Origin of the sequence: Vibrio sp. BS-M-Sm-2, assembly GCF_041504345.1 — a bacterium.
GTDB classification, from domain to species: Bacteria; Pseudomonadota; Gammaproteobacteria; order Enterobacterales; family Vibrionaceae; genus Vibrio; species Vibrio satsumensis.
Window position 1 is genome coordinate 1,979,049 of the sequence record NZ_CP167894.1, and the last position, 16,955, is coordinate 1,996,003.

Here is a 16,955-nt window from a genome sequence, read left to right on the forward strand (position 1 = left end):
GATAGCCAGTGCGTTGTTAACGAATTGTAATCTTGATTCGAATTTAAGCGATTAGACCAGACAGCGACTGCCAAAGAATACTGACGCCAATTAGGCTGAACACCACGCCACATAAGCCATCAATGTAGACCGTCGCTTCACTCAGTTTCTTTTGTAGTGCCTTCGTAGAAAGCATCCACGCTAATAGAGAGAACCAGAACAGTGATAGGCCGAACAGGATCAGCAGTGCAAACCCTTTGCCTGAAAGTGACATGTCGGCAGGCACTAAGCTCGACATCAAGCTGATAAAAAACACCAAAGCCTTTGGGTTGAGAATATTGGTCGCAAACCCTTTCGAAAATGCCTGACGCTTATTCGTGAGAATCAGATCTTTGGAATTGACGGTATCGGCGTCATCGTCGTGGTTCTGAATGAGTTGCCAGGTTGCTTTTAGTGCACCGTAGCCTAAATACAGCAAGTAGCTACCGCCAGCTAACTGTATGGTGGCGAAAAGAGTTGGGTGCTGGTGGACTAGATAACTGATTCCCGTCAGGCTCAGCAATGAATGCAGTAAAATCCCACAAGATAGGCCAAGCGCGATGTACAAGCCTGTTTGTCTGCCGTGACGCGTCGCATTTTGCACGACTAACGCAAAGTCAGGGCCGGGGCTCATCAAAGCGATGAAGTGGATTGAGGCGAGGGTGATCAGTATGGTGACTTCATTCATGTTAGTTCTCAATAACGCTGCCGCTATTTTTAAATAAGTAATCGTATTGAGCGTAGCTTACCGTGATTTGAAATCGAGCAATTGTAAATTATCAACACTTAGTTGATTTGTGAGGGCGGGACGCCGAATGTAGTTTTGAATGCTTTGGAGAAGTGTGCTTGATCATAGAAGCCCACTTGGTACGCGACCTTGGTACCACATATCCCAGATTTAATCAGGCGCATGCTCTGCTCCATACGTAAGCGGCTCAGCCATGCGTATGGCGTGATGCCCATTCTGTTTTTAAAGTGGCGTTGGAATTGAGTTGTGGTTAAGCCGCACAGCTCAGACAGTTGTTCTAATCGCACTGGCTGATCCAAATTTGCCATCAAATAGTCTTTTAGCGTATCAATCGATTGATTACCCAATTTGATGTCGCTCTTGGATCCAAATTTCGCATAACGATCGACAATCGTCGAGAATCCCTCGAATGGTAAGCAATCTTGAGCGAGTTGGCTGATGTTTTGATTGATTAACAGACCGTGTAGGTTGCGTAATTGTGAAAATGCAGCTTGATCGGAGAGGATCAACTCAGAAAAGCCTAATGTGTGACCATTTTGCTTGGGATCGGCAAGATCTTGAAACCACTGGGGAGAAACTGCGAACACGCTGACTTGATAACCCGAATCGAGTTTGGAATGCCCATCATGCAGTTCATCGGGTGGCATGATGACAACTTGGCCTGCGCCAACATGATGGCTAGTCCCTTTATAGGCGAATTTTTGCTGCCCTTGGGTAATTAAACCAATGTGAAAGTCCAAATGATAGTGGCGCTGAAAGGCAAACTCTTGGTATTGAGCTTGGATCAGGCTGATATCATCTGTTGGGGTGGAGTAATAGTGGACTTTATCCATGGTACAAAAAAGCTTGGTTAAATAGTCATCAATTCAACCAAGCTTATCTTCGTATTTCGAAATTGTCTTGTAAAAAACGATCAGTGCTAGTGGTTTCTGACTGAGTTTTTATAGGGTCGATCCTTTAAAGGGAAAGAGAATAAAAGCTTTGTCTGATTATTGAAGTGTCGTGATACTAATAACCGACCACTTTGAGTTCTTGGAAGTTATTCCATAGAACTAAGCTTGAAACATCGCCATTATTACCGTTACAAGTGAGGCGAATAAACTTAACCGATGCTCTATTCACGGCTTGTTCCACCAAACTGGTTGTGGTTCCAGGCGTCAAGACGTTGGTTACCAGATCGAAGTTAATGCCATCGCTACTCACTTCGAGATCAAATAGGTATTGTCGAACATCTCCTTTAGCTTGGGAGTAGAGGAGCTTAGTGACGTTCGCAGCGCTGCTAAGTTCAATTAGATATTGAATACCTTGCCCTTTCGCCGTCCACTTGGTTGTACTGTCTCCGTCTACGGCCATTTGCGGTGTATGGTCGGCGCGAGTTTCCGTAGCACTGACGTTAGCAATGGATAGTTCGGTTTCCTGCGCTTCCTGATGATAGTCTCCCAGAACGCCAAGATATCGACTAGCAAATGGGTTGCTGTTGGCTGGCGAAAGCGATGGGAAAATGACATCCACACCTTGTTCACTTAACCCCATCCAACGGCATAAGGTCGCAGCAAGCTGTTCTGAGGATTGGCCCGGGATAAATTTATTGCCCCAAGCATCTTGACCATCTTTGATAAATTCGGGGTATCGCCCATAGCTGTTACCTCCATTGACGGCATTACCGACCACTAGCTGATTACTTCCCCAACCATGGTCAGTGCCTGATTTACTGTTGTTTTCTATGGTTCGTCCAAAATCTGACATGGTCGATGTCACAACACTGTCTTCCAAGCCAAGTTCAGCAAGAGAGGCATGGAAAGCGCTAACGGCTTGGTCAATGGTTGAAAGCAAACCATCGTGACGTCCTCTCTGACTGCTGTGGTTATCAAACCCACCAATATTGACGAAAAACACCTGACGGCTATGACCGAGATCCGATGATGCTTGTATCATGCGTCTGACCATTCTAAGCTGTGATCCTAGTGAGCTACTTGGAATGGAGCTGTCTCCTGGGTATGAATCGAGCACGAGTTGGATCTCCTGCTGAAAATCTAATATGCCTTTCAGCCGTTTTGTGTACTCTTGTTTGAACGGTGAACCGTAAGGTGCATTAACCAATTTGATGAAGTTATTGTTTATTGCACTTGAATGCCCAAGAGCATCCATAGCTCTCACACCACCAGAAGACATTGAGATATCTTTGGAGTTTGCGCCAGTTAATAGTTCATTTCCAGCAAATGAAATGGAGTCGGAAATGATTGCTGTTTCACTGCGAAGCACATCCATCATCATCCCGGCCCAACCATAGCTATGGTAACCATTTTCGCCCCAACTCGACTGCCAAGCGGCTTGTTGCTTGTTGTGAGCCCCAAGGTTAGACGGCTTTCGCACATCGTAGAGATTAGACTTATTGGTGGGCTCAACCAATGGTCCCACGTTTACTACGGTGGCTGCTTGTCCCAAATTCATCATATTAGCTAAATTAGACATACGAGAATTGATACCAAGAGCTTGACCCGATTCAGTACTTGGAATCGCTAAGATTTCAGAGTCAGCAAGTTGAATATTTGGTCTTGCGGCTCGGTAGTTATTTTTGTTTTTAGCGTCGGTAGGCACGATCATATTGAACGAGTCATTTCCTCCATGTAAGAAAAGGCAGACCAACGCTTTATATCCACCTTGCTCATTCGCAAAGGCACTGCTGACTGGAATAGATAAAGAGAGTGGTACCATCCCTGATACGGCTGTACCTGATGCACCTTTGAGAAAGCTTCTGCGTGTAATTGACATAATCTACTCCTGAACCATGAAATCGGGTGAAATGAACGCCATGAACAGCATCTTGGGTACTGCGTAATATTTATTGCCGTGTCCGTTATAGACAGCGGTTAGAAGAGCGGTGACTTCTTGGGATGCTTGACCATTTAAAATTCTCAGGTTGATTGCTTGTAGTAGCTCGTCTTTGCTTTCTGCTCTCGCCATACCCTCTAAGTCAGTTGGGGCAATATACAGCTCTTTACCGTTACTGCTGTTGCCTCGATTTTGACCGAAATCCAGTAAGGTTCGATAGAAGATGTTGTTCATGTCGATCAGTTGATTCCAGTCAATAATCTCTAGCTCGGGTGCGGTTAGGCCTGCATCTGCAAGCGCGCCTTGTGGGCTGTGACTCGGCTGATAAAAATTAAATACCGAATTAGACCCAAGTGGGTACTGATTAAAGCTTTCTTTATAGTTCATTGGGTCATAAACAATATCTCCGCTGCCACCTACGTACGCTTCCATTGCTCTATAGAGATAAGTCATCGCTAGGATAGGCTCTCTGACTTTGGTGACATTGATATCACTGGTTTTGAGTAACTCTGAATCGGTTAAAATTGCTTTGATCACTGAGCCTAAATTTCCACCTGAATTAATAAATTCAGCGGATACGCGAGAAACGTACGCTTGAGTTGGGTTGGAGGTCGTTAACTGTTTAATCAGCATTATTGAAATAAAAGGCGCGACATTGGCATGGGTGGTTATTTGGGCAATAAATTGGTCAAGATCTTCTTCAGCAGTTTGGCCGGGAGGGTAATACTGACCAAGTACCCATTTTTCATCCATGTCATGCAGTGAGTTGTCTGCTGTCATGGGCTCAAGCGTGTTGTTATTGGTGATATCCCAACCGGTAAAGACTCTTGCAGCTCCTTCAACATCGACATCATCATACGTCTCGATAACGCTACCATCCGGGTAAGTGGCTTGAGTTCCATCTTGGTTTAACTCATAAAGCCCAATGGTAAAAAGTTGCATGACTTCTCTGGCGTAGTTCTGATCGGGTGCTTGTCCGGTCACGCTTTCCGGTTTATTACCATTCATGGTGAGATACTGTCCCATAGCAGGAGAGAGAGTGATGCGCTTAAGTAGCGTAGCAAATGATTCAAAGGCATTGTCGGCAAGCAAGTCATAGTAGTTTGCTAACGCTTCTGGATCGGTGGCGAGATTGGGGTCTTTTTCACTGACTACAAATATTTGGCTTAGTGCAAAGGCCACGCGTTGACGAAGCTGCGCCTCGTCCCATAATGCAATATCAAACCATGCGCCGACACGGCAATCTTGATTTGGGTTACTGAGATTTCTACGATTTGCTTGGTGATAAGTACGATCAAGGTGGCGCATATGTGGTGTGCCGATTTGTTGATCTATCCAATAAGAGCGATTGTCTTGTTCTTTAAACGCATTTAGCTCGGATTGACGAACACCCATGGTTGCCAAGTCTAAGAATCGAGAAGCCTGTTGGTGAGTTAAGTTATCCATATGATTTCCTCTAGCCAAATAGTGGTCCCCAGAAAATGAATAGCTGGTTTCCATTTATATTTCGGGTGTATTAAGAGTTAGTTGCTAAAAGGAGATGAATCTAGTTAGAAGTTGAGGGCTTCCCGAGAGTGTGAACCTGTGTGAAAACTCCGATGAAATGCTCGGTGTTGCATATTGAAATGTTGAAGTGGAATGCCATCTAAATGTATGAATTTATTGGATAGATCAGTTCTGTGAATGTCACTTGGAGTTACTTTGAGTCATCTGTGGTGAATGGGTTGTAGCAGGGTTTATAGCTAAAGGGGGAGAGCTTGGCGTGATCCCCAAGCTCTGAGTTGATGTTTAGGTTGATTATACACTTGAGGTTAGAGCTGCCTTTTACTCTTTTTATTCGCTCGATACGCATCAAAGGTAAAGACAAGCAGCGCGCCCCAGATAAAGGCGAAGGTGACTACTTTATCTTGGGTGAATGCTTCTCCATAAATCAGCACGGCCAGCAGTAGCATCAAACTTGGGCCGATGTACTGGAAGAAACCGAGTGTCGATAGCTTCAAGCGAGTTGCAGCGCCAGTAAAACACAGTAGTGGAATGGTTGTAATAACACCTGCTGCAACCAGTAATAGGTTGAGTTGCATCGGGTTCATCGATAAGTCTGAAGTTGGGCTATCAGCAATAAACAGTAAGTAGGTAGCTGCGAGAGGTAGCATCACCAGAGTTTCAATGAACAACCCCGTTTGCGCTTCTAAGCTGACTTTCTTACGTAGCAAACCATAAAAACCAAAGCTGAAGGCTAGGGCAATGGCGACGATCGGCACTGAGCCAAATGCAATCAGTTGGACTAATACACCAATGGCAGCCAGACCAACCGCAAACCATTGTAGTTTACGCAAGCGTTCGCCTAGGAAGAGCATACCGAGCAACACGTTAATTAGCGGGTTGATGTAATACCCCAAACTGGCATCAAGCATGTGATTGGAGTTGACCGCCCAGATAAAGATCAGCCAGTTGGCACCCACTAAAGTAGAGGTCGCTACCAAATAGAGCATTTTTGGTTTTGATGTCAAGGTGTCGCGCACTTTACGCCAGCTGCGGCCAATGTGTAGTAAAAAAGCGAGTAGGAAAAAAGACCATACTACACGGTGGCTAAGGATCTCTAACGGGGAAACGTCACTTAAAGATTTGAAATATATAGGGGCGATACCCCACATGGTGTAAGCACCGATAGCAAGCAAAATACCTTGGCGCGTACGTTGTTGTTCTTCTGGAGTCATGCATCTTTCTCTAGCACAGAGTGCTTATTAATAAGATTTATAAGAGAGTTGGTCAGTATAGGAGCGATAACCCTTTTCACCTAACAATTTGCGGTTTAATTCGCCAGCGTTCCCCTCTACAATGTGCGACTTGCTTGCCGAAGATGCTTGCTGATTTCATACCTCGATTAGGAACCACAATGACCGCCACTCTGATTGCTGAGCAAATACCAACTCCCGCGAATGATGCGCAAACCATCTTACAAGATGTGTTTGGTTATCAAAGCTTTCGCGATGGTCAGCAAGAGGTCATTGACCTGGCCGTTGAAGGCCGAGACAGCTTGGTGATTATGCCAACCGGTGGTGGTAAATCACTGTGTTACCAGATTCCTGCTTTGGTTCGTGAAGGGCTCACTCTGGTTATCTCACCGTTGATCTCTCTTATGAAAGACCAGGTCGATCAATTGAAGGCGAACGGTGTTGCGGCTGAGTGCATTAACTCTTCAATGCCACGAGACCAACTGATGAGTGTGTTCAATCGCATGAATTCGGGCCAATTGAAGATGGTTTATGTGTCGCCAGAGCGTGTGTTGATGCGCGACTTTATCGAACGTCTTCAAGGTTTACCGCTTTCGATGATTGCGGTGGATGAGGCGCACTGTATCTCTCAATGGGGTCACGACTTTCGCCCTGAGTACGCATCATTAGGTCAACTTAAACAGTATTTCCCGCATGTGCCATATATGGCGCTGACGGCAACCGCTGACGATGCAACACGTAAAGATATTATCTCGCGCCTGCAGCTGGTGGATCCACATACCTACTTGGGTAGTTTTGACCGTCCTAACATTCGCTATAACCTAGTTGAGAAGCATAAGCCCGTGTCACAGGTGGTTCGCTACTTAGAAACACAAAAGGGCAATTGCGGCATCATCTACTGTGGTAGTCGTAAGAAAGTAGAAATGGTGACCGAGAAGCTGTGTAACAACGGTATTCGTGCTGCGGGTTATCACGCAGGCATGGACACCGATGAGCGCGCTTACGTTCAAGAAGCCTTCCAACGTGATGATATCCAGATCGTTGTTGCAACCGTGGCGTTTGGTATGGGTATCAACAAACCCAACGTTCGCTTTGTGGTGCACTTTGATATTCCACGCAACATTGAGTCTTACTATCAAGAGACTGGCCGTGCTGGTCGTGATGGCTTGCCTGCTGAAGCCATGATGCTGTTTGACCCTGCTGATATGGGTTGGCTGCGTCGTATGTTGGATGAGAAAGAAGAAGGCCCGCAAAAACAAGTTGAGATGCACAAGCTGAACGCGATGAGTGCCTTTGCTGAAGCACAAACCTGTCGTCGTCAGGTTCTGCTTAACTACTTTGGTGAATATCGTGAGAAGCAATGTGGCAACTGCGATATCTGTCTCGACCCACCTAAGCATTTTGATGCGACCCAAGAGGCGCAGAAGGCATTGTCTTGTGTGTACCGTGTGAATCAGTCGTTTGGTATGGGCTATGTGGTTGAAGTGATGCGCGGTATGCAGAACATCCGTGTCCGCGATAATGGTCATGACAAGCTGTCTACTTACGGCATTGGCCGCGATCACAGCCACGACTACTGGATCAGTATCTTCCGTCAGTTAATTCACAAGGGCTTGTTGTTCCAGAATATCACCCGTAACTCGACGTTACAGTTAACAGAAGAAGCCCGTCCGCTACTGCGTGGTGAGATGTCTTTGGAGCTGGCAGTGCCTCGTTTAGACACGGCAGTGCGCAATGCTAAGTCCGATAAACTGAGTAGCAAGAATTACGATAAGAAGCTGTTTGCCAAACTGCGTAAGCTGCGTAAGTCGATTGCTGATGAAGATGGTTTGCCACCTTATGTGGTATTCAGTGACGCGACTCTGATTGATATGGCCGAAGTACTGCCAACCTCATACGGTGAGATGTTGGCGGTTAACGGTGTTGGTCAGCGTAAACTCGATAAGTACGCAGATCCATTCTTAGATTTGATTCAAGAACACATCACTACACACGGTTAGTTTGCAGAATCATTTAACTTCTAAAAACGACTAGGTCATAGAAAAAGAATAAGGTTGATAGGGACATGACAACACAAACAGAATTTGGCTTAAGAGAGTATTTAGCTGAGGAAGGGCGTTTATTGATTACGTCTCCAAGTTTTGATTTTGATTCTTATGAAGTGTTAGGTGAAAAGTTGGTGGCGTTACTGTCCGCTTCTGTGGTTGAAAAACAATGGGACGCTGACATGCACTCTTGGTTGATTGATTTTGAAGATTGTCGGATGTTTTTAAAGTCTGAACATTACAGTGAATCAATCTGGTTTGAGTCGCTAAACGCTGAAGAAAGCCGAGAAGAGTTTGATTATCTCGCGACGCTTTTCAAACGCGGTTTTTAACTTCGCTCACCAATAAAAGTGAGAATAAACGTTTGCGTCTGTTCTCACCGTTGCAGCCAATATTGATTAATGTATAATCGCCCGCCGCTCAGTAGAGCAATTTTTTGATACATTTTTTAATTCACATTATTGGTAAGAGCTTTCTTAGATTATTCGAAGAAATGACTCGATTTGGGTTCCCTCACCCCCAAACCAAACTAAAAAGGTACAGCATGAGTAACTTTACCCCTGCGCAACAGCGCAAAGCCCTAGCATTATTAGTTTTGTTCCATTTAGTCATTATTGCATCAAGCAACTATCTGGTTCAGCTACCTTTTACCGTTTTCGGTATGCACACCACTTGGGGTGCTTTCACTTTCCCGTTTATCTTCCTAGCGACCGATCTGACCGTACGCATTTTTGGCGCGCAGCTTGCTCGTAAAATCATTTTCTTAGTGATGCTACCTGCACTGGCCGTTTCTTATTTCTTGTCAGTGGTATTCTTTGAAGGTTCATTCCAAGGGTTTAGCCAACTAGGCGAGTTCAACCTGTTTGTTGCACGTATCGCCGCGGCGAGCTTCATGGCTTACTTGCTTGGTCAGATCTTGGATGTGCATGTTTTTAACCGCCTACGTCAGCTTAAACAATGGTGGGTTGCCCCAACATGCTCAACGTTATTCGGTAATGCTATTGATACCATCGCGTTCTTTGCGATTGCTTTCTACCAAAGCCCAGATCCATTCATGGCCGAGCATTGGACTGAGATTGCCTTAGTCGATTACGGATTCAAACTTATCATCAGCTTAGGTTTATTCGTGCCTATGTACGGCGTGCTTCTGAACTACATTGTTAGAAAGCTAACGGCTGTGAACCCTGACTTTAAAGCGACAGGCGTGAACGTTTAAGGATCAGATTAGAAACGCATTAATGCAAAGATAAGAAAAAGCCCAAGTTAGTCTACTAACTGAAGTGACCCCGTAAAGTTGGACATTTCTGTTAAGCGGCTTTCAAGGCCTGAGTTCGATATTCTATCGGAGTCAGGCCTTTTAGTTTCACTTTTATACGTTTGGTATTGTAGTACTCGATGTATTCTTTAATTTGCTCTATCAGAGCATCTGCATCTTCAAAGCTTTGGTTGTGATACATCTCTGTTTTGAGTAAAGCAAAAAAGTTTTCAGCAACCGCATTATCCAAGCAGTTACCTTTTCTCGACATGCTTTGTGTTAACCCACTCTCCGCTACCTTTTTTTGATACTGTCGATGGCGATATTGCCAACCTTGATCGCTATGTATAATTGGCTTTGAGTTGGGTTTAAGCTTTGATATGGCTTCCGTCAGCATATCCGTGACTAGCGGCAAGCAGGCACTTTTGGCCACTCTATAAGCAACCACTTCCTGAGTAAACAAGTCGACAACGGGAGACAAGTATACTTTCTGCTCTTTGACTTTGAACTCCGTGACATCAGTTACCCACTTTTCGTCGGGTTGAGTCGCACTAAAATCTCTTTCAAGCACGTTGGGAGCAGCTGTTCCAGACTCTCCTCGGTATGAACGATACTTTTTAATCCTGACCGTCGATTTAAGGTTGAGCTGAGCCATAAGCCTTTGAACCGTTTTGTGGTTAAGCACGAACCCCTGATTTTTTAATTCCAAGTGAATACGGCGGTAGCCGTATCGGCCCTTATGCTCATGATAAATTGACTTTATCAACCGCAGCTCACGTTCGTAGCTATTTGGGCGCTTGCTCGTTTGAGCCTGATAATAAAAGACACTTTTTGCCAGCTGTAGAGTGTGCAGTAAGTGCTTCAACGGGTACTTGCCTTTAAGAGTTAGAGCTATGACCGCTTTTTCTTTGTTCGACGGTTTTTTTCCTGCTCCAACTCTTCCAACTTTTTTAGAACGGCATTCTCGGTTCGTAAGTAAACCAACTCCTCTTTTAGCTCCTCAAGCGTCATTTCATTATCAGGCTTAGTGGTACGTTGAGGTTGCTGTTTCATTGAGGGTCTTCCTTTCTGGCGCATTTTGAGCCCTTTGATACCGAGCTCATTAAATCGTTTGAGCCAGACTGAGAGTATCCCAGGGGATGAGAGGTTTAATACTGCGCTAGTGTGCGTGAGAGACCATTCATTCGTCCACATTAAATTCAATGCTTTTCGTTTTGTCTGAGCAGTAGCCGCATGGTTAGTTGGTAAAAATGAATCAGTACCATGGATGGCAAAGACTTGAGCCCAATACCGTATCTGTCTTGAAGAAATTGAATATTGTTTTGCTAAGTAGAGAGATGACGTGCCATCTAAGTATTGCTTAGCAATGATACATTTTAGCTCTCGGCTATATTTGGACATAAAAAGACCCCCAATAATTGGTGTCCAACTATTGGGGGTCAGTTCAAACTTGGGCTTTTTTAATTCCTAGCGTCAGGTACTAATATCAGAGGCATTCAATATTCAATGGCCAGCCAATATCGGTTTGTCTATTCGACTCGATCTCTAGCTCAGCAGCGGTCAGCGGGTTGTCTGCTAGCCATTGCTTAGAAAGCGTCAAGGTCAGATTGTTACCATCGGTTGCAAGCTTAAACTCAGGCTCTAGTGCTGGATTGCGACGGTGAGTCAACAAAATAGCTAAACGCAAAATACGTAAAATACGCTTGCTGCTGGTGCCTGAGATAGCGTGCTGCTCTGGTAATGAGGTTAACTGTTCACGGTAGCGACGAGTTAACTCACCCAAGTAGTGCTTTTGCGCTCGAGTAAAGCCTGGTAGGTCTAAGTTCTGCAGTAGGTATGCGCTGTGCTCACCGCCTTTTTTGAAATCGATGGTTAAACCAATCTCATGAAGTTTAGCTGCCGTTTGCAGTAGCACACCAGCTTGAGGTTCTGAAACCCACGCTTCGGCGCCTGCTTGCTCTAGCAGCGTTTGTGCGACTACAGCAACTTGTTCACCGTAGCTTACGTCCATTTGGTAGCGTGATTGAACACTCTTAATGGTACGTGCACGAATGTCTTCTTGGCGCAACTCATCAACCATCTCGTAGGCTAGGCCTTCACGGAGTGCACCGCCTGCGAGTGTCATTGAATCAATTTCAAGCAGCTCAAAAATAGCAATAAGAATTGAAAGTCCACTCGGGAACACCAATGCGCGTTCAAGAGTCAGTCCTTCAATTTCTAGCTCTTCCAAGCGCTCAGTAATCATCGCTTGTTTCTGTAGGCGCTTAAGTTTGGCATGAGTAATTACTTCATCCATGCCTTGAGCCAACATGATTTCTTGTAGTGCCTGAACGGTACCACTGGCGCCCACACACACATCCCATCCGATATCAGTGTAGCTATCGAGGATAGGAGCCAACGTCGACTTCGCCGCTTCAATAGCGTTGTTAAAGTTGGTTGCGGTTAATTGGCGATCTTTAAAGTGGCGTTCAAGCCAAGTAACACAGCCCATCTTTAGGCTGGTTAGTGCTTTCGCTGAGAAGCCTTCACCAATGATCATCTCGGTGCTTGCGCCACCAATATCAACAACCAGCCGGCGGCCACTGCCACCAGAAGTGTGTGCTACGCCTTTATAGATAGTCGCAGCCTCTTCTTCACCGGAGATAACATTGATGTCGTAACCAAGGATCTGGTTCGCTTTCTCAAGAAAGATATCCACATTGATAGCGGTACGTAGGGTCGCTGTACCGACAATGCGGATATTTTCTTTTGGAATATCTTGCAGTCGCTCTGCAAAGAGACTCAAACAGTCCCAACCGCGCTGCATGGCTTCTGTACTAAGCGCATTATTTTCATCTAAGCCTGCAGCTAAACGCACTTTGCGCTTAATTTTAGCCATGGTTTGTACGCTGCCATCGATATGACGCACAACGAGCATATGAAAACTGTTCGACCCGAGGTCGATTGCAGCGTAAAGCGGTGGTGACACTGTTTGACTCATAAGCGACTAAGCTTCCTTGTTATGACGCGGTTGGCGTGGGCGACGGTTCTGGTTTGGTTTACGGTTGCCGTTGCGTGGGCCATTGTTATTTGAGCGGCGTTGTTGCGGGTTACGTGTGCGTAAACGCAATGGTGCTGGTAGATCTTCTAGCAGTGCAGAAGCATCGTAGTCAGACACAGGGATAGCGTGCTCAATGTATTCTTCGATTGGTGGCAAGTTGATTGCGTAATCTTCACAAGCAAAGCTGATTGAGTGACCACTTGCACCAGCACGACCGGTACGGCCGATACGGTGAACGTAATCTTCACAGTCATCAGGTAGATCGAAGTTGAATACGTGTGTTACTTGAGGAATGTGTAGGCCACGTGCTGCAACGTCGGTTGCGACAAGCAGGTCAACATCACCTTTAGTGAATTGCTCAAGAATCTTTTCACGTTTCTTTTGAGGAACATCGCCAGTTAGCAGGCCAACACGGTGACCATCTGCAGCTAGGTGACCCCAAACAGACTCACACTTGTGCTTAGTGTTAGCGAAGATGATAGCGCGTTCAGGCCACTCTTCTTCAACTAGCGTCTGCAGAAGTGCCATTTTGTGTTCGTTTGACGGGTAGAACAGCTCTTCCTGAATACGGTGACCTGTTTTACGCTCTGGCTCAACAACAACATGCTCTGGGTTGTGCATGTGTTCGAACGCTAGCTCCTGTACGCGGTAAGACAATGTCGCAGAGAACAGCATGTTCAGACGATCTTTTGGCTCAGGCATACGGCGAAATAAGAAGCGGATGTCTTTGATGAAACCAAGATCGAACATGCGATCAGCTTCGTCAAGAACAACGGCTTGAATGTGGTTAAGGTTAAATACCTTTTGCTTGTAGAAATCGATGATGCGGCCAGTCGTACCAATTAAGATATCTGCGCCTTCTTCGATCTTACCTAGTTGCTTGTCGTAGCTTTCGCCACCGTAAGCAAGTGCTGCCTTGATACCTGTGCTTTCAACCAGAGAGTCAGCATCGTTGTAGATCTGAATCGCGAGTTCACGCGTTGGTGCCATAATAATCGCACGTGGCTGGTTAGGCTTACGCCCTTCATGCTCAGGTGTTTTTAGCAGGTGGTTAAAAGTAGCAGTAAGAAACGCAAGCGTTTTACCAGTACCCGTTTGGGCCTGGCCTGCAATGTCTTGGCCGGTGAGCAGTACCGGGAGCGCCAAGGCTTGAATAGGGGTACAATAATCGAACCCTTTTTTCTCCAATCCTTCAATGACTTGCGGAAGTAAATCCAAGTCGGCGAACTTTTGCTCTGTGATATGCGTCTTTTTCATTGCTATAGAATATCAGCTTAAGCTTGCAATACGAAAGTAAATACATTCCAATAGGGCATCTATTTACTGGTTATCATCCAACCAGTTCTAAAAAATACATTGGAGTGGAAGATGAGTGATAAGATTTTGCAGCTAACTGATGACGGTTTTGATAACGATGTAATCAACGCTGCAGGCCCTGTTCTTGTTGATTTTTGGGCAGAATGGTGTGGTCCATGTAAAATGATTGCGCCGATTCTTGATGAAATCGCAGACGAGTACGAAGGCAAGCTCACAATCGGTAAATTAAATATCGACCAAAATGCTGGTACTCCACCAAAATTTGGTATTCGCGGTATTCCAACGCTACTTCTTTTCAAAGATGGTGGCGTAGCAGCGACTAAAGTTGGTGCATTGTCTAAAACTCAACTTAAAGAGTTCTTAGACGCTAACCTTTAATCGGGTCAGCATTTGAAAAGAAACCGTGCAGTTAACAAATGCGCGGTTTTGTTTTTTCTAAGCTATGGACTAGTCTTAGTTTTAGTGCTAATTTATCGCACGTTAATTGAACGAATTTCTCTTCTTGGTCGATCCTGTGACCAAATCCTTCTTAACTTAAGAAAACAGATCCTATTTTGACTAAACAAACTTCCACCACTATGAATCTTACTGAACTGAAGAACAGACCTGTGTCTGAGCTTGTTAAACTTAGCGAAAGCTTAGGTCTTGAAAATCAAGCTCGCCTAAGAAAACAAGACATTATCTTCTCCATCCTTAAAGCGCATGCAAAAAGTGGTGAAGACATCTTTGGTGATGGTGTTCTAGAAATTCTTCAAGACGGTTTTGGTTTCCTACGTAGCGCCGACAGTTCATACCTGGCTGGCCCAGATGATATCTACGTATCTCCAAGCCAAATTCGTCGTTTTAACCTTCGCACTGGTGACTCTATTGGCGGTAAAATCCGTCCACCTAAAGATGGCGAACGTTACTTTGCACTGCTTAAAGTAAACACGGTTAACTACGACAAGCCAGACAACGCTCGTAACAAGATTCTTTTCGAAAACCTTACTCCTCTTCACGCCAACGAACGTATGGTGATGGAAGCGGGTAATGGTGCGACTGAAGATATTACGGCCCGTATTCTTGACCTTGCATCTCCTATTGGTAAAGGTCAGCGTGGTCTGATTGTTGCTCCGCCTAAAGCGGGTAAGACAATGCTTCTGCAAAACATTGCCCAAAGCATTGCTCGTAACCATCCTGAATGTGAACTAATGGTTCTACTTATCGATGAGCGTCCAGAAGAAGTAACTGAAATGCAGCGTCTAGTTAAAGGCGAAGTAGTTGCTTCAACATTCGATGAGCCAGCATCTCGCCACGTACAAGTTGCAGAAATGGTTATCGAGAAAGCGAAACGCCTTGTTGAACACAAGAAAGACGTGGTTATCCTGCTGGATTCTATTACTCGTCTAGCTCGTGCTTACAACACTGTGATTCCTTCATCAGGTAAAGTTCTTACTGGTGGTGTTGATGCGAATGCTCTACATCGTCCAAAGCGTTTCTTCGGTGCGGCACGTAACGTAGAAGAAGGCGGTAGCTTAACGATCATCGCAACAGCACTGGTTGATACTGGTTCTAAGATGGATGAAGTTATCTACGAAGAATTCAAAGGCACAGGTAACATGGAACTGCACCTTAACCGTAAGATTGCGGAAAAGCGCGTATTCCCAGCGATTGATTTCAACCGCTCTGGTACTCGTCGTGAAGAGCTTCTTACGAAGAACGATGAACTACAGAAGATGTGGATTCTGCGTAAGATTGTTCACCCAATGGGCGAAATCGACGCAATGGAATTCCTTATCGATAAGCTAGCAATGACCAAAACGAACGATGAGTTCTTTGACGCAATGCGTCGTCAGTAATCTTGATTAGCTGATCGTTATTTAATAAGCGCTGCCTTCGGGTGGCGCTTTTTATTTGCATTTTGTAGCGACAGCTTGCAGAATGATCAAAAGTGTTACAAGGAAGTTAAAATGCAACATGGACTGTTGTCATCATTACTCCTGTCTACTTCACTGTTATTTTCACCGGTTGGTATGAGCTATGCCACCGAGATGTCTCCATTTACAGTAGAGTCTTGGCTTGAGAATGATCAAGTAAAACTGAAAACTGCTGAACTACTCGAGCTTGTCGTACGTGACGAAGTCAATTCGCTACGTTTTGCACTTGAGCGCCTGACATTTCCCCAACAAGAGGTGGCTCGTTACCAACTCTTGAAGAAGCTCGAACAGCAAAAAACCGTACTCACACCTAAGATGTCCATCTTCGTCGAGCAGCAACTCGCTATCACGCCCACTTATCAAGTATTAGAGCGTGGAGATGGCTACGAGTTTACGGTACCTGCCTTTAATTATCCTTCAATAGCTAATCGTCTCATCAAACAGTGGCGTCAAGATCAGAAGACACTGGTGTTTGTACTAGATGCAGAGAAGCAGGAACTCGACCTAAAAGAGTGGTTATCTGGATCTGAACATCAAGTTCAAACGCGAGAAGCGCTGCTCATCAGAGAGTTAGGCAGTTTGTCTCCTGAAGCGGTTGATTACCTAACTAAGCAGCTCACTGCATCTTCTATTGTTAGTTGGTTACCTTCTACTGAGGTGGTGGTTCGATTAGCGCAAGTGAGCGAAGACCCAGAGGTCTACAAAATTCTATGGAGAATGAAGGCCGATTATCATAGCCAAGCTGAGCTAGTGCGCCTTGCTGGAACCAAACAAACGTTCGCACTTGAACAGGTGATGGCAGCGACCAAAAACCCGCGTTTGAAAGATGAAGCGATTACTTTGCTTACCAAGGTTAACCCGTTATCAGAAGAGGTGAAGCAGTTTCTTGTCTCTAGGATGGCGATTGCCGATGAAGCGCCTTTAGTCGCGCGTGAACTTGCCAAACAAGGTCATACGCGATGGTTGCAAGATCTCGTCAATGATAACCCTCAGGTGAAGAGCTCTTTGATCGAGCAAGCATTACCGTAAAGTGGATTTTGCCTCTCAAT

General features: G+C 45.2%; 15 protein-coding genes. 6 read left to right on the forward strand and 9 right to left on the reverse strand.

Annotation, left to right across the window (positions count from 1 at the left end; genetic code table 11):
• Nucleotides 1–43: 43 nt before the first annotated feature.
• From AB8613_RS08975 to rarD, 5 genes are all read right to left on the reverse strand, one after another.
• A complete protein-coding gene (locus AB8613_RS08975; protein ID WP_372383743.1) occupies nucleotides 44–706 on the reverse strand; it encodes a LysE family translocator in 663 nt (220 codons plus the stop codon).
• Between the two features lie 98 nt (nucleotides 707–804).
• A complete protein-coding gene (locus AB8613_RS08980) occupies nucleotides 805–1,599 on the reverse strand; it encodes an AraC family transcriptional regulator (protein WP_086715439.1) in 795 nt (264 codons plus the stop codon).
• A gap of 175 nt (nucleotides 1,600–1,774) precedes the next feature.
• Nucleotides 1,775–3,538, reverse strand: coding sequence for a DUF1501 domain-containing protein (locus tag AB8613_RS08985; protein ID WP_146491419.1), 1,764 nt, complete (start codon nucleotides 3,536–3,538; stop codon nucleotides 1,775–1,777).
• A 3-nt stretch (nucleotides 3,539–3,541) separates the two neighbouring features.
• The gene (locus AB8613_RS08990; RefSeq protein ID WP_372383744.1) at nucleotides 3,542–5,044 is read right to left on the reverse strand and encodes a DUF1800 family protein; all 1,503 of its coding nucleotides are present in this window, start codon (nucleotides 5,042–5,044) and stop codon (nucleotides 3,542–3,544) included.
• 365 nt (nucleotides 5,045–5,409) lie between these two features.
• On the reverse strand, nucleotides 5,410–6,315 hold the full coding sequence (gene rarD / locus AB8613_RS08995) for an EamA family transporter RarD (RefSeq protein ID WP_146491417.1): 906 nt from the start codon (nucleotides 6,313–6,315) through the stop codon (nucleotides 5,410–5,412).
• A 179-nt stretch (nucleotides 6,316–6,494) separates the two neighbouring features.
• Between rarD and recQ the strand changes: the two genes are divergently transcribed.
• The 3 genes from recQ (at nucleotide 6,495) to AB8613_RS09010 (ending at nucleotide 9,594) form a co-directional block, all read left to right on the forward strand.
• Nucleotides 6,495–8,333 carry an ATP-dependent DNA helicase RecQ gene (gene recQ, locus AB8613_RS09000; RefSeq protein WP_146491416.1) on the forward strand — a complete coding sequence of 613 codons (1,839 nt, stop codon included), beginning with the start codon at nucleotides 6,495–6,497 and terminating at the stop codon, nucleotides 8,331–8,333.
• 65 nt (nucleotides 8,334–8,398) lie between these two features.
• The gene (locus AB8613_RS09005; RefSeq protein WP_017061332.1) at nucleotides 8,399–8,710 is read left to right on the forward strand and encodes a DUF3630 family protein; all 312 of its coding nucleotides are present in this window, start codon (nucleotides 8,399–8,401) and stop codon (nucleotides 8,708–8,710) included.
• Nucleotides 8,711–8,922: 212 nt separating this feature from the next.
• Nucleotides 8,923–9,594, forward strand: coding sequence for a 7-cyano-7-deazaguanine/7-aminomethyl-7-deazaguanine transporter (locus AB8613_RS09010; protein WP_048613244.1), 672 nt, complete (start codon nucleotides 8,923–8,925; stop codon nucleotides 9,592–9,594).
• A gap of 91 nt (nucleotides 9,595–9,685) precedes the next feature.
• Here the strand turns inward: AB8613_RS09010 and AB8613_RS09015 are convergent, their stop codons facing one another.
• The 4 genes from AB8613_RS09015 to rhlB form a co-directional block, all read right to left on the reverse strand.
• Nucleotides 9,686–10,528: an IS3 family transposase gene (locus tag AB8613_RS09015; RefSeq protein ID WP_327784266.1), complete on the reverse strand. Its 843-nt coding sequence runs from the start codon at nucleotides 10,526–10,528 to the stop codon at nucleotides 9,686–9,688.
• The gene (locus tag AB8613_RS09020; protein ID WP_146492455.1) at nucleotides 10,525–11,034 is read right to left on the reverse strand and encodes a helix-turn-helix domain-containing protein; all 510 of its coding nucleotides are present in this window, start codon (nucleotides 11,032–11,034) and stop codon (nucleotides 10,525–10,527) included. The genes AB8613_RS09015 and AB8613_RS09020 overlap by 4 nt, the downstream gene beginning before the upstream one ends.
• A gap of 85 nt (nucleotides 11,035–11,119) precedes the next feature.
• Nucleotides 11,120–12,613, reverse strand: a complete 1,494-nt coding sequence (gene gppA, locus AB8613_RS09025; protein ID WP_123285668.1) for a guanosine-5'-triphosphate,3'-diphosphate diphosphatase — start codon at nucleotides 12,611–12,613, stop codon at nucleotides 11,120–11,122.
• 6 nt (nucleotides 12,614–12,619) lie between these two features.
• Entirely contained in the window at nucleotides 12,620–13,930 is a 1,311-nt protein-coding gene (gene rhlB / locus AB8613_RS09030) for an ATP-dependent RNA helicase RhlB (RefSeq protein WP_048610414.1), read from the reverse strand.
• Nucleotides 13,931–14,041: 111 nt separating this feature from the next.
• On the opposite strand from rhlB, the gene trxA reads away from it, so the two are divergent.
• The 3 genes from trxA to AB8613_RS09045 all read left to right on the forward strand — a co-directional run bounded on the left by trxA (nucleotide 14,042) and on the right by AB8613_RS09045 (nucleotide 16,935).
• Complete coding sequence (trxA, locus tag AB8613_RS09035) at nucleotides 14,042–14,368, forward strand: thioredoxin TrxA (RefSeq protein ID WP_010440700.1); 327 nt, start codon at nucleotides 14,042–14,044, stop codon at nucleotides 14,366–14,368.
• Between the two features lie 200 nt (nucleotides 14,369–14,568).
• A complete protein-coding gene (gene rho, locus AB8613_RS09040; RefSeq protein WP_017062978.1) occupies nucleotides 14,569–15,828 on the forward strand; it encodes a transcription termination factor Rho in 1,260 nt (419 codons plus the stop codon).
• Between the two features lie 111 nt (nucleotides 15,829–15,939).
• The gene (locus AB8613_RS09045) at nucleotides 15,940–16,935 is read left to right on the forward strand and encodes a hypothetical protein (RefSeq protein ID WP_372383745.1); all 996 of its coding nucleotides are present in this window, start codon (nucleotides 15,940–15,942) and stop codon (nucleotides 16,933–16,935) included.
• Nucleotides 16,936–16,955 lie beyond the last annotated feature (20 nt).

Bases quoted from the DNA above. Each gene is read 5' to 3' on its own strand.
- AB8613_RS09005 (WP_017061332.1), top strand. From the start codon at position 8,399: ATGACAACACAAACAGAATTTGGCTTAAGAGAGTATTTAGCTGAGGAA.
- gppA (WP_123285668.1), bottom strand. From the start codon at position 12,613: ATGAGTCAAACAGTGTCACCACCGCTTTACGCTGCAATCGACCTCGGG.
- rho (WP_017062978.1), top strand. From the start codon at position 14,569: ATGAATCTTACTGAACTGAAGAACAGACCTGTGTCTGAGCTTGTTAAA.
- AB8613_RS08980 (WP_086715439.1), bottom strand. From the start codon at position 1,599: ATGGATAAAGTCCACTATTACTCCACCCCAACAGATGATATCAGCCTG.
- rarD (WP_146491417.1), bottom strand. From the start codon at position 6,315: ATGACTCCAGAAGAACAACAACGTACGCGCCAAGGTATTTTGCTTGCT.
- AB8613_RS09045 (WP_372383745.1), top strand. From the start codon at position 15,940: ATGCAACATGGACTGTTGTCATCATTACTCCTGTCTACTTCACTGTTA.
- AB8613_RS08975 (WP_372383743.1), bottom strand. From the start codon at position 706: ATGAATGAAGTCACCATACTGATCACCCTCGCCTCAATCCACTTCATC.
- AB8613_RS09010 (WP_048613244.1), top strand. From the start codon at position 8,923: ATGAGTAACTTTACCCCTGCGCAACAGCGCAAAGCCCTAGCATTATTA.
- AB8613_RS09020 (WP_146492455.1), bottom strand. From the start codon at position 11,034: ATGTCCAAATATAGCCGAGAGCTAAAATGTATCATTGCTAAGCAATAC.
- AB8613_RS08990 (WP_372383744.1), bottom strand. From the start codon at position 5,044: ATGGATAACTTAACTCACCAACAGGCTTCTCGATTCTTAGACTTGGCA.
- recQ (WP_146491416.1), top strand. From the start codon at position 6,495: ATGACCGCCACTCTGATTGCTGAGCAAATACCAACTCCCGCGAATGAT.
- rhlB (WP_048610414.1), bottom strand. From the start codon at position 13,930: ATGAAAAAGACGCATATCACAGAGCAAAAGTTCGCCGACTTGGATTTA.
- trxA (WP_010440700.1), top strand. From the start codon at position 14,042: ATGAGTGATAAGATTTTGCAGCTAACTGATGACGGTTTTGATAACGAT.
- AB8613_RS08985 (WP_146491419.1), bottom strand. From the start codon at position 3,538: ATGTCAATTACACGCAGAAGCTTTCTCAAAGGTGCATCAGGTACAGCC.